The sequence below is a fragment of the Actinomyces timonensis DSM 23838 genome (assembly GCF_000295095.1).
Lineage (GTDB): Bacteria > Actinomycetota > Actinomycetes > Actinomycetales > Actinomycetaceae > Actinomyces > Actinomyces timonensis.
In genome coordinates this window covers 220,193-236,744 of the sequence record NZ_JH806633.1, presented here as the reverse complement: position 1 = coordinate 236,744, position 16,552 = coordinate 220,193, and the positions used below count along the sequence as shown (strand labels likewise).

At 74.4% G+C, this 16,552-nt stretch carries 14 protein-coding genes; 3 read left to right on the top strand and 11 right to left on the bottom strand.

The genetic code is table 11. From position 1 onward, the window contains the following. On the bottom strand, window positions 1-199 hold a 199-nt coding region (locus A1QA_RS16185), incomplete at its 3' end, for a hypothetical protein (RefSeq protein ID WP_043508379.1). Window positions 200-454: 255 nt separating this feature from the next. On the opposite strand from A1QA_RS16185, the gene lexA reads away from it, so the two are divergent. Further along, the gene (gene lexA, locus A1QA_RS0107540; RefSeq protein WP_017178299.1) at window positions 455-1,363 is read left to right on the top strand and encodes a transcriptional repressor LexA; all 909 of its coding nucleotides are present in this window, start codon (window positions 455-457) and stop codon (window positions 1,361-1,363) included. Between the two features lie 84 nt (window positions 1,364-1,447). On the opposite strand, the gene A1QA_RS0107535 is transcribed toward lexA, so the two are convergent. The 3 genes from A1QA_RS0107535 to hflX all read right to left on the bottom strand — a co-directional run bounded on the left by A1QA_RS0107535 (window position 1,448) and on the right by hflX (window position 6,185). After that, window positions 1,448-2,452, bottom strand: coding sequence for an L-lactate dehydrogenase (locus A1QA_RS0107535; protein WP_017178298.1), 1,005 nt, complete (start codon window positions 2,450-2,452; stop codon window positions 1,448-1,450). Between the two features lie 167 nt (window positions 2,453-2,619). After that, a complete protein-coding gene (locus A1QA_RS14005; protein ID WP_017178297.1) occupies window positions 2,620-4,632 on the bottom strand; it encodes an ATP-dependent DNA helicase in 2,013 nt (670 codons plus the stop codon). Window positions 4,633-4,643: 11 nt separating this feature from the next. Beyond that, complete coding sequence (hflX, locus tag A1QA_RS0107525; RefSeq protein WP_017178296.1) at window positions 4,644-6,185, bottom strand: GTPase HflX; 1,542 nt, start codon at window positions 6,183-6,185, stop codon at window positions 4,644-4,646. Between the two features lie 327 nt (window positions 6,186-6,512). Between hflX and A1QA_RS0107520 the strand changes: the two genes are divergently transcribed. Together A1QA_RS0107520 and A1QA_RS0107515 are read left to right on the top strand one after the other, a co-directional pair. Then, window positions 6,513-7,814 carry an MFS transporter gene (locus A1QA_RS0107520; RefSeq protein WP_017178295.1) on the top strand — a complete coding sequence of 434 codons (1,302 nt, stop codon included), beginning with the start codon at window positions 6,513-6,515 and terminating at the stop codon, window positions 7,812-7,814. 20 nt (window positions 7,815-7,834) lie between these two features. Then, complete coding sequence (locus A1QA_RS0107515) at window positions 7,835-8,443, top strand: class I SAM-dependent methyltransferase (protein ID WP_017178294.1); 609 nt, start codon at window positions 7,835-7,837, stop codon at window positions 8,441-8,443. A gap of 50 nt (window positions 8,444-8,493) precedes the next feature. Here A1QA_RS0107515 and A1QA_RS0107510 read toward each other — a convergent pair whose 3' ends face one another. From A1QA_RS0107510 to miaB, 7 genes are all read right to left on the bottom strand, one after another. Then, complete coding sequence (locus A1QA_RS0107510; protein WP_026048785.1) at window positions 8,494-10,038, bottom strand: MFS transporter; 1,545 nt, start codon at window positions 10,036-10,038, stop codon at window positions 8,494-8,496. 23 nt (window positions 10,039-10,061) lie between these two features. After that, complete coding sequence (gene brnQ / locus A1QA_RS0107505; protein WP_017178292.1) at window positions 10,062-11,438, bottom strand: branched-chain amino acid transport system II carrier protein; 1,377 nt, start codon at window positions 11,436-11,438, stop codon at window positions 10,062-10,064. Then, the gene (locus tag A1QA_RS0107500) at window positions 11,435-12,421 is read right to left on the bottom strand and encodes a diaminopimelate epimerase (protein WP_017178291.1); all 987 of its coding nucleotides are present in this window, start codon (window positions 12,419-12,421) and stop codon (window positions 11,435-11,437) included. Before A1QA_RS0107500 ends, brnQ begins: the two co-directional genes overlap by 4 nt. A 72-nt stretch (window positions 12,422-12,493) precedes the next feature. Then, on the bottom strand, window positions 12,494-13,474 hold the full coding sequence (miaA, locus tag A1QA_RS0107495) for a tRNA (adenosine(37)-N6)-dimethylallyltransferase MiaA (protein WP_043508446.1): 981 nt from the start codon (window positions 13,472-13,474) through the stop codon (window positions 12,494-12,496). Between the two features lie 8 nt (window positions 13,475-13,482). Next, the gene (locus A1QA_RS0107490) at window positions 13,483-14,253 is read right to left on the bottom strand and encodes a type III secretion system chaperone family protein (RefSeq protein WP_017178289.1); all 771 of its coding nucleotides are present in this window, start codon (window positions 14,251-14,253) and stop codon (window positions 13,483-13,485) included. Continuing rightward, window positions 14,250-14,726: a YbjN domain-containing protein gene (locus tag A1QA_RS0107485; RefSeq protein WP_017178288.1), complete on the bottom strand. Its 477-nt coding sequence runs from the start codon at window positions 14,724-14,726 to the stop codon at window positions 14,250-14,252. Before A1QA_RS0107485 ends, A1QA_RS0107490 begins: the two co-directional genes overlap by 4 nt. Before the next feature lie 111 nt (window positions 14,727-14,837). Continuing rightward, window positions 14,838-16,535: a tRNA (N6-isopentenyl adenosine(37)-C2)-methylthiotransferase MiaB gene (gene miaB / locus A1QA_RS0107480; protein WP_051000601.1), complete on the bottom strand. Its 1,698-nt coding sequence runs from the start codon at window positions 16,533-16,535 to the stop codon at window positions 14,838-14,840. Window positions 16,536-16,552 lie beyond the last annotated feature (17 nt).

Genomic DNA, 16,552 nt, shown 5'->3' with positions numbered 1-16,552 from the left:
CGACGGCGGGGCGGGCCGGGGCGTCCGCCTCGGTGACGAGGCGCAGGAGCGGGCGGCGAGGAGCGCCGGCGGCGCGCGCGGGCAGCGCCTCCTGCCCGGGGGTATCCGCGGAGTGGGCGGAGGCCGCCGACTGGGCTGACAGGGGCGTGACCATCCGCAGGCGGCGGGACGGCTGCGGTGGGAGTGCGAGTGCGCTCATGGGGAACCTCCTAGAACACATGTTCGACGAACAACTGTTCGAAGAATAGCGGGATCGGCGCGACACGTCCAGCATCTTTCGAACATGTGTTTGAAAGCGGGGCGAGTCGGCCGTATGGTTGCCGGGAACCAGGACATCACCGGGCACTGACACGAATCGGGAGCCCTTAACGGCCCGCCCGGGCTCGCGGGCGCCGCAGCGGCCCGCCGTCAGCCCGAACCATCCAGACCGGCCAGGATCACCGAGGAGATCGCGATGAGCACGTCCCGCGGCAGCGACCGCCCCACGAAGGCACGAGCCGGGAGCCCGGCCGGGCGGCGGGCGGAGCGGGCCGCCGAGCAGAAGCGCCCCCGCCAGGAGAACGCCGAGGACACCGCTGTCGCCGATAGCGGCACTGGGGTCCTCGCGAGCCTCGATGAGCGCGCCCGCGCGGTGTACGAGGCCGTGCGCGACGCCGTCGTCGATCACGGCTACCCGCCCTCGTTGCGGGAGATCGGCCAGAGAGTGGGGCTGACGAGCCCCTCCTCGGTCAAGCACCAGCTCGACAAGCTCGAGCGGCTCGGCCTGGTGCGCCGCGACCCCAAGCGCCCTCGCGCCCTGGAGGTCATCGTCCCCGAGGAGCCTGCGACCACCGATACCACTGCAGCCGCTGAGGCCGCCACTCCTCCCACTCCCCCGGCCGCCCCGGGCCGGCCCGCGCTGCGGGCGATCCCCGGCGGTGCAGCCTCCCCCGCCGAGCCCGCTGCCCTGCCGACCCTGCCGGGCGTGGCCGAGGGCGAGGCCGTGGCGGTGCCCCTCGTGGGGCGGATCGCGGCGGGCTCACCGATCCTCGCCGAGCAGGAGGTCGAGGACGTCATGGCCCTGCCGCGGCGGCTGACCGGCTCCGGGGAGCTCTTCATGCTCCAGGTCCGCGGGGACTCGATGATCGACGCCGCGATCTGCGACGGCGACTGGGTGGTGGTCCGCGCGCAGTCCGATGCCGCCAATGGGGAGATCGTGGCGGCGATGCTCGACGACGTCGACGGCGCCTCGGCCACGGTCAAGGTCCTGTCCCGCAAGGACGGGCACCAGTGGCTCCTGCCGCGCAACCCCGACTACGCGCCGATCCCGGGCGACGACGCGACGATCATGGGGAGGGTCGTCACCGTCCTGCGCGCGCTCTGACGAGCCTCACCGGGGCACAACATCGGCGGAGCCCCTATCCCTTTCCGGGATAGGGGCTCCGCCGTCGTACTCGCAGTACTGCTGTCAGTAGCCGAGGCCGCGGGCGACCTCGCGCAGGCGCTCGGCGGAGGCGGTGAGGCGGTCGCGCTCGTCGAGGGTCAGGGGCAGCTCGAGGCGGCGGCCGGCGCCCTCGCGGCCGACGATCGTCGGCACGGCCATGCACACGTCCGAGATGCCGTGCCAGTTGTCCAGCAGCGGGGAGACGGTGAGCACGCGCTGCTCGTCGTTGAGGACGGCGCCGATGATCTTCTGCACCGCCAGGCCGACGGCGTAGTTGGTCACGCCCTTGCCCTCGATGATGCGGTAGGCGGAGCGGACGACGTCGTGGGCGATGCGGTCGCGCTTGGCCTGGTCGAAGGTGCCACCGTCGAGGGTCGGACCCCACTGGGTGATCGGCACGCCGCCGATCTCGCAGCTCGACCACAGGGCGACCTCGGAGTCGCCGTGCTCACCGGCGATGTAGCCGTGGATGTTCTGGGTGGCGGTGCCGGTCTCCAGGGAGACGAGGTAGCGCATGCGGGCGGTGTCCAGGACGGTGCCGGAGCCGAAGATCTGGTTCTCGGGCAGGCCGGTGATCTTCTTGGCGCAGTAGGTGACGACGTCCACGGGGTTGGCCACGAGGAGGAAGATCGCGTGCGGGGCGACCTCGACGAGCTTGGGCAGGATCTTCTCCATGATGCCCACGGTGGCGCCGGCGAGCTCGAGACGGGACTGCCCGGGCTTCTGCTTGGCACCGGCGGTGATGGCGATGACGTCGGCGTCGCGGCAGATCTCCGGGTCATCGGAGCCGGCGACGGCGCCCGCGGAGGTGAACTGGATACCCTGGGCGATGTCGAGGGCCTCGGCCTCGACCTTCTCCTTGGCGATGTCCTGCAGGACGATCTCGCGGGCGACGCCCTTGGTCACGCAGGCGTAGGCGAGGGTGGAGCCCACGGCTCCCGCGCCGATGATGGCGACCTTCGAGGGGCGGCCGGACTTCGCCGTCGGGTAGGAGCCTTCGGCGTTGTTAGTGATCGCGGCGTCGGACACGGGAAACCTCCAGATCTTCGTGGGACGGGCCGTTCGGCCCAGGGCCCAGCCTAGCGGCAAGAGGCGCGCGCCACAGCGGCCCTAAGCCCCGAAGTCCCACGACTCGCCGTCTCCTCCCGCCAGCGACGGCGCCCGCCCGCCCCAGGCCCCGACGGCCCCGGCCCGTCTCAGTGGCCAACAGCGGCGAGGCGCCTCAGCGCGCCGAGGACCACCTCGCGGTCCGTCGTGGGCCACAGGCCCGGCATGGAGCGGGCGAGGAAGGAGCCGTAGCGGGCGCGGCGCAGCCGGGGGTCGAGGACGGCGACGACGCCGCGGTCGTCCGAGCGGCGCACGAGCCGGCCCGCGCCCTGGGCGAGCAGGAGCGCGGCATGCGTGGCGGACACGGACATGAAGCCGTTGCCGCCGGCGGCGCTGACCGCCTCGGACCGCGCGTTGGCCACGGGGTCGTCCGGGCGCGGGAAGGGGATGCGGTCGATGATGACGAGGCGGCAGGCCCGCCCCGGCACGTCCACGCCCTGCCAGAGGCTGAGGGTGCCCACGAGGCAGGAGTCCTCGTCCTCGGCGAAGGCGCGCACGAGCGTGGGCAGCTGGTCCTCCCCCTGGGCGAAGACGGTCAGATCCGTGGCGCCGCGCAGCACGGCGGCGGCCTCCTCCGCGGCGCGCCGGGAGGAGAACAGGCCGAGCATCCCGCCGCCGGAGGCCTCGGTGAGGGCCAGGACCTCGTCGAGGGCCGCCTCGGAGATGCCCATCTGAGGGCGGGGCAGGTGCGTGGGGGTGTAGAGGATGCCCTGGCGGGCGTAGTCGAAGGGCGTGCCGACGTCGACGCCGTCCCAGGCGGCGGACCCGAGCGTGAGCCCCAGCGAGCGCGCCATGGGGTCGAAGCTGCCGCCGAGCGCCAGGGTGGCGGAGGTCAGGACGGCGGCGCGGCCCTGAAGGAGGGAGTCGGCGACACTCCCGGCCACGTCGATGGGGGCGAGCAGGAGGCGGGGCGGGTCGGCGCCCATGCGGGGCCGCTCGATCCAGGCCACGTCCCGGCGCGCCTCCACGCTGCCCGAGGTCATGCGCTCGACGGCGTCGAGAAGATCGGCGACGGCGGTGCGCGCCAGGGCGATCGCGCCGGCGTCCCCCGAGCGGGCCTTGGCGGCCTCGCGGATATCGCTGGCGACCTGCCGGGCGGCCTCGTCGAGGGTGATGAGACCGTCATGGAGGGCTGAGGGCAGGCCGGCCTCGAGGCGCCCGTCGGGCAGGTCCGCGAGCGCGAGCTGGAGGGTCTGGCCGGCGGCCTCCAGGTCGGCGGCGATGACGCCGGCGTGCTTGCGGGCGGTGGAGGCCACGCGCATGACGGCGGCGGCGGACAGGCTGACGGTCCCCTGGGAGCGGACGCGGTCGGCGAGCTCGTGGGCCTCGTCGACGACGACGATGTCGTGCTCGGGCAGGACGTTCGGGTTGCCGGCGGCGGCGATGCCGAGCATCGCGTGGTTGGTGATGACCAGGTCGGCCTCGCCGGCGGCGGCCCGGGCGCGCTCGGGGAAGCAGTCGTCGTGGAAGGGGCAGGAGGCGCCCAGGCACTCGGCGCGCGAGACGGAGACCTGCGCCCAGGCGCGGTCGGTGACACCGGGGACGAGGTCGTCGCGGTCGCCGGTGGTCGTGGTGGAGGCCCATTCGCGCAGGCGCAGCACCTGCTCGGCCAGGGTTGTGGAGGCCGCCTGGCCCAGGCGCGCGGGGGCCAGGGCGCTCGTGGCGGAGAAGAGGGAGTCGGCGTCGTCGTCCTCGGGGTAGCCCCCGGCCAGGCGGTGGCGGCACAGGTAGTTCTGCCAGCCCTTGAGCAGGGCGATCGACGGCGCGCGCCCGGTGGCCTCCTCGATGGCGTCGGCGGCCAGCGGCGCGTCCTTGGTGAGGATCTGGCGCTGGAGGGCGAGCGTGGCGGTCGAGACGACCGCCCGCTCTCCCGCCTCGACGGCGCGCGCGAGCACGGGCACGAGGTAGCCGAGCGACTTCCCGGTGCCCGTGCCGGCCTGGACCATGAGGTGGGTGCCGTCGGCCAGGGCCTGGGCGACCCTGCGGGCCATCTCCTCCTGGCCCGCCCGGGGACTGCCGCCCATGGCCTCGACCGCGTGGGCGAGGGCCGTCAGGGGCGTCCCGGCAGAGTCCGGCGAGTCCGGCGAGCCCGGGGGGTTCACGGCCTCATCGCTCACAGGGCGGCGCCGGTGAGCTCTGCGGCGAGGGCGGCGCTGACCTTGGCGACGACGCGCGTGCCGGCCTCGACGTACTCGATGGACTCGATCTCGCCGTCGGCGTGGACGCGCGAGACGAGGTCGCCCCGCGAGTAGGGCACGACGACGTCGACGGGCACATCCGGGCGGGGCAGCATCTCCTCGATGCGCTCGCGCAGCTCGTCAATGCCCTCCCCGGTGCGCGCCGAGACGGTCAGGGCCCCGGGCAGCTGGGTGCGCAGGGCCACGAGCGTCATCGGGTCGGCGAGGTCGGCCTTGTTGAGGGCGATGAGCTCGGGGACCTCCAGGGCGCCGGGGATCTCGGCGAGGACAGTCCTCACGGCGGCGATCTGGCTGAGGGGGTCGGGGTGGGCGGCGTCGACGACGTGCAGGACGAGGTCCGCCTCGGCGACCTCCTCGAGGGTGGAGCGGAAGGCCTCGATGAGCTCGTGGGGAAGGTTGCGCACGAAGCCGACCGTGTCGGTGAGCGTGTAGACGCGCCCGTCGGAGGCCTCGGTGCGGCGCACCGTGGGGTCGAGGGTGGCGAAGAGGGCGTCCTGCACCATGATCCCGGCGCCGGTGAGGCGGTTCATGAGGGAGGACTTGCCGGCGTTGGTGTACCCGGCGATGGCGACGCTCGGGATGGGGCCGCGGCGGCGCGAGCCGCGCTTGACCTCGCGGGAGGGCGCCATGGCCTTGATCTCGCGGCGGAGCTTGGCCATGCGCTCGCGGATGCGGCGCCGGTCGAGCTCGATCTTCGTCTCTCCGGGGCCGCGCGAGCCGATGCCCTGACCCCCGGCGACGCGCCCGCCGGCCTGGCGGGACATGGACTCGCCCCACCCGCGCAGGCGCGGCAGCAGGTACTCCAACTGGGCGAGCTCCACCTGGGCCTTGCCCTCGCGGGACTTGGCGTGCTGGGCGAAGATGTCGAGGATGAGGGCGGTGCGGTCCACGACCTTGACCCGCACGACGTCCTCCAGGGCGCGACGCTGGGAGGGGGCGAGCTCGCCGTCGACGATGACCGTGTCCGCCCCGGCGGCGGAGACGATCTCGGCGAGCTCCTTGGCCTTGCCGCTGCCGAGGTAGGTGGCGGGATCGGGGTGGTCGCGCCGCTGGACGAGCGCGTCGAGGACCTGCGAGCCGGCGGTCTCGGCCAGGGCGGCGAGCTCGGAGAGCGAGGTCTCGGCGTCCTGGGAGCCCTGGGAGCCGGCGGGCCCGTCGGCCGAGCGCGGCAGGTCGAGGCCGACGAGCACGACCTTCTCCAGGCGGATCTGGCGGTACTCGACCTCGCTGACGTCCTCCAGCTCGGTGGACAGGGAGGCGACGCGCCTGGTGGCGGCGCGGGCCTCGCGCTCCAGGGAGCCGTCGTCGTCGCTCTCGCGGCTCTCATGCTGGGAGGCGGTGGAGGCCAGGGCCGTGCCGCGGCGCGAGAGGATGCGGGCGACGATCTCCTCGGCGCGGGTGTCGGCCTCGGCGAGGTCGGGCTGGTCGGTGGTCTGGTGGGTGGAGGGGTGGGTCACTGAGGTCCTTCGGGGTTCCGTGAGGCGGGCCCGGAGCGGGGCTCGACGGGCCGGGCGATCTGGCGTGTCGGTCTGGGTCGCGGCGCGGGCGGCGACTGCTCGCCGCCGGTCACGGCATCCGGGTGATCCACATGGGCGCATCGTAGCGCAGCGCCGCCGCCGATTGGGCCGGGCGCCCCGGCGGCGCCCCACGGCGGTTCCGGCCTGCTGGCTGGGACGCGGCGCTAGTCTCGGGGAGTGAGCCCATCGCCGACGGCGCAGGACCCCGCGCCTCCACCATCGCCGTCGCCGCGCGCCCTGGCGACCACGAGGCTCGGCCACCTGGCGATGGCGATGCTGGCGGTCGAGCTGCTCACCGGCATGCAGGTCTACGTGGGGCAGACGGTGCTGCCCCTCATGGCCACCGAGCTCGGCGCCCGCGACTCCTACGGCCTGGTGACCGCCGCCGCCCAGGTGCCGGCCTTCCTGACCATGCCGCTGGGCGGCGCCATGCTGGGGCGGTGGCGCGCGGACCGGCTGATGACAGCTCTGACCGCCGTGCTGGTGGCGGGCGCGGGGGCCTGCGCCCTGGCGCCGACGGTGTGGGTCTATGTGCTCGGGGAGGTCGTGCGCGGCCTGGGCGCCGGCGCCCTCGCGACGGTGGGCATGGGGGTGCTGGTGGCCGGCCTGCCGGGGTCGTGGCGGCGCCTGTTCCTGTCCGCGGGCTCGGCCATGTGGGTGCTGTCGGCCCTGCTGGGGCCCACCTACACCGCCGGGGTCAGCGCGGGGTGGGGGTGGCGCTGGGCACTGGTGGGGTATCTGCCGCTGTTGGTGGCGGCGCGGGTAGCGGCGGCCCGCGCGATCCGGGACCTGCGGGTGCGCGCCGACGAGGAGGGCGCCCCACTGATCCCCGCCGTCGCGCTGGCCACCGGGGTGGCCCTCGTGGGGGCCTTCTCAGCCTCCTCCTACCGTTTCTGGGTGGCGAGCGCCCTCGGCGGGGCGCTGGTGCTGTGGGCCTGCGCGCGGGTGCTCCCCGCGGGGGTGGTGCGGGCGGCGCGCGGCCGTCCTGCGGCGCTGGCGGCGCTCGCCTGGGTCTGCGGGGCCTACTTCTCCCTCGACTACCTGGTCTCGCCGGCCGCTCACGACGTGCTGGGCCTGGCCCCAGGGGCGATTGGCTGGGCGCTGACCGGCGCGGGCCTCGCGTGGAGCGCGGTGGCCATGTGGTGCGGAGCGCATCCGGCATCCACCCCGGCCGCCTACCGGCGCCGGACGACCGCGGGCGCCGCGCTCTTCGGGGTGGGCGGATGCGTCATGGCCTGCGCCCTGGGGGGCGCGCTTCCCTGGTGGGGGCTCCACGCGGGATGGATGCTGGCCGGTATCGGCATGGGATGGACGCACCAGGACACGCTCGCGCGGTGCGTCGCCGATCCCGCGGAGACCGGGCTGCCCGTCGACGGGATCTCCCAGGCCAGGATCGCCGCGTCGGTGACCGTGGGCGGCGCTGTGGGCGGCGCGACCCTGGGCACCTTCGCGACCTCCGTGGTCGCCCCCGGAGCCGACGGCGTCCAGGCCGCCCTGGTGGTGCCCACCGTGCTGGCCCTGGCGGCCGCGCTTGCGGCGGCGCCGCTGCTCACGCGGCGGGTCGGCTGAGCGGACGCTACCCTCGTGGCGTGAGCGAGCACTACTTCACCGCCTCCCCGGCCGCCGAGTCCGCCGAGCGCGGCCACCGCTTCACGATCCGCGGCCACGAGGTGGAGGTGACAACGGCCTCCGGCGTCTTCTCCGCCGACCGCCTGGACAAGGGCACGCAGGTGCTGCTGGACCACGTGCCCGATCCGCCCGCCACCGGCCGTTTCCTGGACCTGGGCTGCGGCTGGGGCCCCATCGCCCTGGCCCTGGCGCTCGCCTCCCCCGACGCCGAGGTCCTGGCCGCCGACGTCAACGAGCGCGCCGTCGACCTGACCGCCCGCAACGCCTCCGCGGCGGGGCTGACGGGCGTGCGCGCCGCCGAGGCCGGCGCGCTCGGCGCCGAGCTGCGCGCCTCCAGCAAGCGCCTCGACCTCATCTGGTCCAATCCCCCGGTGAGGATCGGCAAGGAGGCGCTTCACGCACTCCTCACGGACTGGCTCCCCCTCCTGGCCGACGACGGCGAGGCGTGGCTCGTCGTCGGCAAGAACCTGGGGGCGGACTCGCTGGCCGCCTGGCTCGGCTCGCAGGGCTGGGCCGTGGAGCGGGCCGCATCGGCCAAGGGCTTCCGGGTCCTTCGGGTCAGTCGCTGAGCGCCCCGCCAGGCCCGCCGTCGCCGGCCGCGCCGCCAGCCGTGCCGTCCCTACACCGCGGCCTGGTGCCGCCTGGCGCCTGCGCGCAGGTCGAGGGCCGCCAGGGCCACCGCGATGAGGCAGATCGCCACACTCGCGCCCAGACCCATGAGGAAGCCGTCGTCCCAACCCCTCCGACCCGCCGTCGAGAAGGCGATGCCAGTGATGGCGGCGATCCCCACCGAGGTGCCAATGCGCTGGCTGGTCTGCAGGATGCCGCCGGCTGCCCCGGCGTAGTGGAGGGGCACCTCGGCCAGGGTGAGCGTCTGGTTCGGAGAGACGACCATCGCCTGCCCGGCGCCCTGGAGGAAGAGGGTGAGGCCCGCCCACCAGAAGGGCAGGCCGGAGGTGGTGTGAAGGCGGACGACGAGCATCGTCGCCAGGAGGCTCGCGATGATGAGCGCCAGGCCGACGAGCACCATGGAGCGCCCCATGCGCAGCACGTGGCGCCCGGCGATGGGGGCCCCGACGGCGCCGGCCAGGGCGGAGGGCAGTCCCACCAGTCCCGCGGCGAGCGCGGAGGAGCCCAGGCCCTGCTGGACGTACTGGGCGATGATGAGCCAGATCCCCGCCACAGCGGTGAAGTAGGCGCCGATGAGCAGGGTCCCGACGGCGAAGGACCGGGTGCGGAACAGCCCGAGGTGGACCATGGGCTGGCGCCCGCGCATGGCGTAGCGGCGCTCCCAGACGAGCCAGCCGACGGCCAGCGCGAGCCCGATGCCGAGGCTCACCCAGATCCAGGCGCCCACCGGCGAGTCGGAGGACTCCACGAAGGGGAGCATGACGAGGAGGGTCGCCAGCCCCAGGAGCGCCATGCCCACGGGGTCGAAGTCGGCGCGGGGCCGCCTGGCGCCCGCGCTCGCGCCGGCGCTGGCGGCGCTGGGCACTCCGGCGCCGGTGGCGGTGGCCGGGGAGGGGGCCCAGGCGGATGCGGGCAGGACCCGCAGCGCGACGATGGCCCCGATGATCGCGACAGGCACGTTGACGAGGAAGGAGGCGCGCCATCCCGCCTCGGGGCCGAGCGCGCCGACGAGCGCGCCGGACATGACCGGTCCCACGGCCACGGAGACGCCCACCATCCCGCCGAACATCCCGAAGGCGCGCCCGCGCCGCTCGCCGGCGAAGTACTGCTGGATCATGCCGGTGACCTGGGGGCTCAGCAGCCCGGAGCCCACGCCCATGAGCAGGCGCGCCAGGTTGAGGGCGAGGAGCGAGGGCGCCAGGCCGGACAGGAGGGAGCCGGTGCCGAAGACCACCAGGCCGGCCACGAACAGGCGGCCCCGGCCCAGCACATCCCCGGCCCGCCCGGCGGCCACGAGGAGGATCCCGAAGACGAGCGCGTAGCCGGAGACCACCCACTGCAGCGCGGAGGTGGAGGCGCGCAGGCTCGTCTCGATGGCGTGCAGGACCACGTTGACCGAGGAGACGGCCAGGAGCGACATGAACGCGGCGATGAGCAGGACGGAGAGGATCTCCTTCTGCTGGCGGTTCATCGGTCCCGTGGCGCCGGCAGGAGGGGCGGCGCCGTGGGAGGGCTCGCTGCAGCTGGGTGTCACCGGCCCACCCTAGGACCAGGGGCTCAGTACTGCGAGGCGATGGCCCGCCGCACGTCGTCGGGCGCGTCACTGGTGTCGGACGCGGGCGTGCTCCAGCGCCCCGTGGCGACGTCGACGACGATCGAGAGCACGGTGACGATGAGCACCGGCAGGATCCAGCCCGTCGAGTTGTCCCAGGCCCCGGTGCGCGACAGGAGATCGGAGGGGGCGGACCAGCCGATATCCGCCGCGGCCGAGATGGCGCCGAGGATGACGGCCAGGCTCACAGGCAGCCGGTAGGTCCAGCGCAGGTGGCCGGGGGCGGCGCTGTCGATGAGCGTGACGGCGATGAGGGTGATGACGATGGGGTAGAGCAGGAGCGTCACCGGGGAGATGACGACGATCATGGCGGCCAGGCCCAGGTTCGTCAGCGCCAGGGCAACGGCGGAGCAGCCGATGGCCTGGACGCGGAACTCGATCCGGGGCCAGGCGGCGTTGGCGTAGCCGGCCCAGGAGGAGACGAGCCCGACGGAGGTGGACAGGCAGGCGAGCACGACGATGAGCGCGAAGACCACCGTGCCGGCCGAGCCCAGGGAACTGGCGGCGGCGGAGCGCAGGAGCGAGGTGCCGTCCGCGGGGTCCCCGGCGGCGTGCCTGCCCAAGAGCGCGAGGCTCCCGTAAACGGCGGCCAGGCAGATCGCCGCGACGATGCCCGCGCCGCTGGTGCCCCACAGGATCTGCTTCTCGGTGCTCATCCCCTGCGAGCGCAGCGAGGTGATGACGACGATCCCGAAGACCGTAGCCGCCAGGGCGTCCATGGTGAGGTAGCCCTGGGTGAGCCCGGCCGCCACCGGTGCGGCGGCGTAGGAGTCAGCGGCGGGGCGATCGATCAATGGGGAGCCGACGACCGTGGCGGCGCACAGCACCGCGATGAGGAAGAGGAGGGCGGGGGTCAGGAAGTTGCCGATGCGGTCGGCCAGGCGCGAGGGGCGCAGTGAGAGCCCCAGCGTGGCGGCGAAGAACCCAATGGCGTGCAGGGCCAGGGCCACGCGCCCGGTGGGCAGCCCGACGAGTTCCAGCAGCGGCCTGGTGGCCAGCTCGTAGGAGACGATCGCGGTCCTCGGAATGGCGTAGAGCGGGCCGATGGCCAGGTAGACGACCAGTGGGAGGACGCGGCCGAAGCGGGGCCCGACCCTGCGGGCCAGGCCGAGGATCCCCTCCCCCGAGGTTGACACGGCGATGACGCCGAGCAGCGGCAGGATGACGCCGGTGGCGATGAAGCCGAGGACGACGATGCCCACCGAGTTCCCGCTGGAGGCACCCAGGGAGGGTGGGAAGATGAGGTTGCCCGCCCCGAAGAACAGGGCGAAGAGCATGAGCCCCGTCGTGAGGACTCGGCGGAGGAACTGGGTGGGAGTCATAGAACTGTGATTCTTCCGGTGATCTGTGCGGGGCCTGTCAGCAGCACCGCGACGTCGTCGGATGCGGGGCTGGCGCCGACGTGGACGCCGATCTCGCCGCCGGGGACGAGCATCCGGTAGGACTGCGGGGCGCCCGGCCCGTCCCATTCGTGGAGGGCGACGGCGGCCGCGCAGCAGCCCTCCCCGCAGGAGGGCGCCTCCCCCATCCCGCTCGTGAGGAGGCGCAGGCGCGCCACCCCGACCGCCTCGCCACTGCCGGGGTCGGTCTCCTCCCCCAGCGCGACGATGAGCTCGAGGCCGGAGCCCGGCTCGGGCGCGGGCTCGTAGCGCACGGGCTCGCCGGGGCCATCGGGGCGGACCAGGATGGCGGCGTCGAGCTCGGCCTCATCGACCAGGGCGACGGCGGTATGGGCGCAGCGCATCGCCGGCATGGTGACGCTCAGGCCCGCGCGGGGCCCGTCGATACCGGGGATGAGGACGGAGGTGTCCCAGCCCTGCCAGTCGGAGCCGCCCGGCTCCCCGTCGTCCTCGGGACGCGCGGGCAGGAGCACGGTCCCCATGTCCACGGTCCACAAGTCGCCGGTCCTGGTGACGGCGCGGGCGCCGGCGCGGGTCCCGATGGTCACGGACGCGCCCTCGGGGATCTCGGCGAGGGACTCGGCGAGGAGCACCTGCGCGAAGAGGCGGGCGGCGTCGCCGAGCTCCTCGGCGACGGAGCCATCGGCGTTGTAGTGATCCATGAACCACTCGGCCTCGGGGACCGCCTCGGCGAAACGCTCCGCGCCGGGCAGGCTCTTGGTGCGCGCGACGCGCACGAGGCCGTCCGCGCCGATGCCGGTGCGGCGATCGCAGGCGGCGGCGATGGCCCCGGCGCTCAGGGGGAACTGGCAGTCGGGGTCGATGAGCATGAGGAAGTCACGGGCCGCGGCATGCCCTTTGATGAGCTCACGACCCGTCAGGCCGGTGCCCGTCGAGCTTGTCATAGTGCCACCCTATGCGAGGCGCCCGGGTGCACAGGAATCTGTCCATTCTGGGGACCGCGCTGGCACGGGGGGTCACCCGCGGGCCCCGGTGGCGCCTGGGAGGAGGGAGAGGGCGATGTCGAGCACCCGGCCCCGCTCGCCGTCGGGCGGCGTCCCATCGGGGGCCAGGCGCATGTCGATCCAGTGGATGCGGGGGTCGCGGCGGAACCACTTGAGCTGGCGGCTCGCGAGCTGGCGGGTGGCGGCGGCGGTGGCGTCGATGGCCTCGTCGATGGCCATCGCGCCGTCGATGACGGCCAGGGCCTGGGCGTAGCCGATGGCGCGGCTCGCCGTCGGGCCCTCGCGCAGCCCGGCGCCGATGAGCCCCTGGGTCTCCTCGATGAGGCCCGGCCCGGACGCGGGGCGGAACATGGCGGCGGCGCGGGCGTTGATGCGCGCGTTGAGGGCCTCGCGCGGGGGGCGCAGGGCGAGGTGGATGGTGGGCGCGAGGTCCTCGTAGCGGGGCAGCGTGGCGGAGAAGGGGCGCCCGGTGACGGCGAGGACCTCCAGGGCTCGCACGATCCGGCGGGTGTCGCTCTCGCCGATGCGCTGGGCGGACAGGGGGTCGACGGCGGCCATCTCCTCCCACAGGGCGCGGGTCCCCTCGGCGCGGGCGCGCTCCTCCAGGCCTGCGCGCACGGCCGGGTCGGTGCCGGGGAAGTCGAGGGCATCGGTGACGGCGCGGACGTAGAGGCCCGAGCCGCCGACGATGAGGGCGCGCCGCCCGCGGGCCTCGATGGCGGCGAGGTCGGCGCGGGCGTGGCGCTGGTAGGCGGCGACGGAGGCCTCCTGGGTGACGTCGAGGACGTCGATCTGGTGGTGGGGGTATCCGCGGCGCTCGTCGAGGGGGAGCTTGGCGGTGCCCACGTCCATGCCCCGGTAGAGCTGGGAGGCGTCGGCCCCGACGATCTCGCTGCTGGCGGGCCCATCGCCGAGGGCGTCGGCGAGGTCGAGGGCGAGCTCGGACTTGCCGGTGGCCGTCGGGCCGACGACGGCGATGCGCGTGGGCGGCACGGCGGGCCTCACAGCTCGGGCAGGAGCGGGCCGACGGTGCGCAGCGCCTGGGTGCAGGAGGCCAGGGCGGTGTCGAGGTGGAGGCGCAGCTGGTCGTCGGTGATGCCCGCGCGCAGGTCGGTGATGTAGATGGCGCGGATGAAGGGGCCCTCGGGGCTGTCGACGATGGCGACGGTGGGGAAGAAGCGGTCGCGGTTCCAGTCGTTGACGGCCAAGGCGAGCTCGTCGCGCTGGCCCTCGGAGCCGGGCTCGGCCCAGTCCCCGGAGACGAGGAGCCACCCGTCGTGCTCGGCGGGGATCTCGATGATGAAGGGGAAGCCGTCCCAGTTGCCCATGAGGGAGGCGTGGCCCTCGTCCTCCTCGCGGCGGATCCGGTAGGACATCTCCGAGGCGAGCATGGACTCGACGCGCTCGAGGGTGAGGCGCGAGGTGACCTGCTCGCGCGGGCGCTGGGCGGGGCCCCGCGAGCCCCGGGCACCGCTGCGGGTGCGGGTCGCGCCGCCGCGGCCCGTGGAGACGTTCTCCGCCCCCTGGCGCCGGGGGCTCCCAGTGGGGTGGGCTCGATCCGCTGGGTCGGCGGAGTTCGCCGAGCCGGCGGAGCCGGAGGAGGACGACGGCGCCGAGCCCGCGGAGGCCGGAGAGGCCCCCGTGGAGGGCGAGGGGCCTGGGGCGGTCCGGGCGGCGCCGTCGGCGCGCTGGTCCCAGCCCTTGCCCATGGAACGGGCGATGAGGTCGGCGAGGCGCTCGAGGCGCGTGCGGCGCCGGGGGGCCTCGCTCACGGCTCGAGGCTCCCGCGCAGGGGGTCGGGGAAGAACTCCTCGGCCTCGCGCACGAGGGCGACGATGAGGCGGCACCCGGTGAAGACGAAGTCGTCGATCTGGGCGTCGGTCATGCCGGCGTCCAGCGGGTAGGTGATCTCCCCGTGGAGGCGGACGATCCCGCCGTCGCCGACGGTGAGGAAGGCCTTGGGGCCGATGCGGGTGGCGTTCCACTCCTCGACGAGGGAGCGCAGGGGCGACAGGTGCTCGGTGTCGGCGATGCGGTGCCAGGTGCCGCGCAGCTGGACGGCGCGCGTGTCCTGGAAGATGACGTGGACGACGACGCAGCGCCAGGGGATGCCGACGTCGCCCTCGTCGTCGACGAAGTACCTCAGGCCCAGCCGGTGGGTGGCCTCCAGGACGCGCTCGGCGGTCACCGGCGCAGGGGCTGCGACGACGGTGGTGTCCGTGCGGGGGTCCGAGTCAGAGGGCATGGGACCAGCCTAACCGCCCCACTGCGTCGCGGGGTAACCCGGTCGGCGGGCGATCCGCCCTCGGCGGACGGGAGGACTACCCGCGCCTGCTCAGCGATGGAGACGATCACGCTATCGACGGCGGGAGGGGGCCGCGGGGCCCGGCGCGCCCACGCGCAGGGTGGGCAGGCCCAGGCTCACCGGGGCCGTGTCCGCCTCGGGGGTGGCGCGGGCCTCGGCCTGGCGGCGCTCCCAGGCGTCGCCGGCGCGGGTGCGGCGCACCTCGAACAGGGCGGGGCCGTCGTCGTACCAGACGCGGTCCCCGGCGGCGCGAGCCTCGTTCTCGGCGCGCTCCTGACCGCTCACGGGCCGCCCGCACAGGGCGGAGTCGGCGATGAGGTTGTGGGGAGCTCCGTGGGTGACGCGAACGGTCACCATGTCCCCGGGCCGGGGAGCTCCCCCGGCGTAGTCGTCGGCGGCCAGCCCCGCGGGCAGGGCGGCGTGGACGAGGCGGTTGTCGGCGGCGCGCCCGGAGACGCGCGCGGTGACGGCGTCGCGCCGCCCCTCCCCCTCGGCCACGAGGATCTCGATCCTCCGGCCCTCCTGGGCCATGTTCTCCTCATGGGTGATGCGCCGCACGAGCTCGTCGAGGCGCCGGTAGCGGTTTTTGACCACCTCGGCGGGCACGGGCTCCAGGTCCGCGGCGGGGGTGCCGGGGCGCGGGGAGTACTCGAAGGTGAAGGCGGAGGCGAAGCGCGCCTTCTCGACGACGTCGAGCGTGGCCTGGAAGTCCTCCTCGGTCTCCCCGGGGAAGCCGACGATGATGTCGGTGGTGATGGCAGCCTCGGGCATGGCGGCGCGCACGCGCTGAAGGATCCCCAGGAACCGCTCGGAGCGGTAGGAGCGGCGCATGGCGCGCAGGATCCGGTCCGAGCCGGACTGCAGCGGCATGTGGAGGCTCGGCATGACCGCGGGCGTGGAGGCCATGGCCTCGATGACGTCGTCGGTGAAGGCCGCGGGGTGGGGGCTGGTGAAGCGGACCCGCTCGATGCCCTTGACTCCCCCGGCGGCGCGCAGGAGCTTCGCGAAGGCGCCGCGGTCCCCGAAGCCAACCCCGTAGGAGTTGACGTTCTGGCCCAGCAGGGTGACCTCGATGGCGCCCTGGTCCGCGACGGCCTGGATCTCGGCCAGGACCTCGCCCGGGCGGCGGTCCCGCTGCTTGCCGCGAAGCGAGGGCACGATGCAGAAGGTGCAGGTGTTGTTGCAGCCCACGGCGATGGACACCCAGGCGGCGTAGGCGGACTCGCGGCGCGTGGGCAGGGTGGAGGGGAAGACCTTGAGGGACTCCTCGATCTCGACGGCCGCCGCGGCGTTGTGGCGGGCGCGCTGAAGGAGGGCGGGCAGGACGTCGATGTTGTGGGTGCCGAAGACGACGTCGACCCACGGCGCCTTGTCCACGATGCCCTGACCCATCTGCTGGGCGAGGCACCCGGCGACGGCGATCTGCATGCCCGGGCGCTCGCGCTTGACGGCGGCCAGCTGCCCCAGGTTGCCGAAGAGGCGGGTGGCGGCGTTCTCGCGCACGGAGCAGGTGTTGACGATGACGACGTCCGCGCCGCCATCCCCGGCCTCGGTGGCGCGGGCGGCCGCCGCGGGGACGGCATCGGCGCTGACATAGCCGGCGGCCTCGAGGAGCCCGGCCATGCGCTCGGAGTCGTGGACGTTCATCTGGCAGCCGAGGGTGCGCACGTGGTAGGTGCGCGGGGCGCGAGCGTCAGCGGCGGCGCCCGCCCCGTCGGTGGCGGCACCGGTCACGCCCGCGGCGCTCATCGGATCGGTCGTCATGG

Coding starts and splice junctions, on each gene's coding strand:
- lexA (WP_017178299.1), top strand. CDS start 455: ATGAGCACGTCCCGCGGCAGCGACCGCCCCACGAAGGCACGAGCCGGG.
- A1QA_RS0107520 (WP_017178295.1), top strand. CDS start 6,513: ATGGCGATGCTGGCGGTCGAGCTGCTCACCGGCATGCAGGTCTACGTG.
- brnQ (WP_017178292.1), bottom strand. CDS start 11,438: ATGACTCCCACCCAGTTCCTCCGCCGAGTCCTCACGACGGGGCTCATG.
- A1QA_RS0107500 (WP_017178291.1), bottom strand. CDS start 12,421: ATGACAAGCTCGACGGGCACCGGCCTGACGGGTCGTGAGCTCATCAAA.
- A1QA_RS0107485 (WP_017178288.1), bottom strand. CDS start 14,726: ATGCCCTCTGACTCGGACCCCCGCACGGACACCACCGTCGTCGCAGCC.
- miaB (WP_051000601.1), bottom strand. CDS start 16,535: ATGAGCGCCGCGGGCGTGACCGGTGCCGCCACCGACGGGGCGGGCGCC.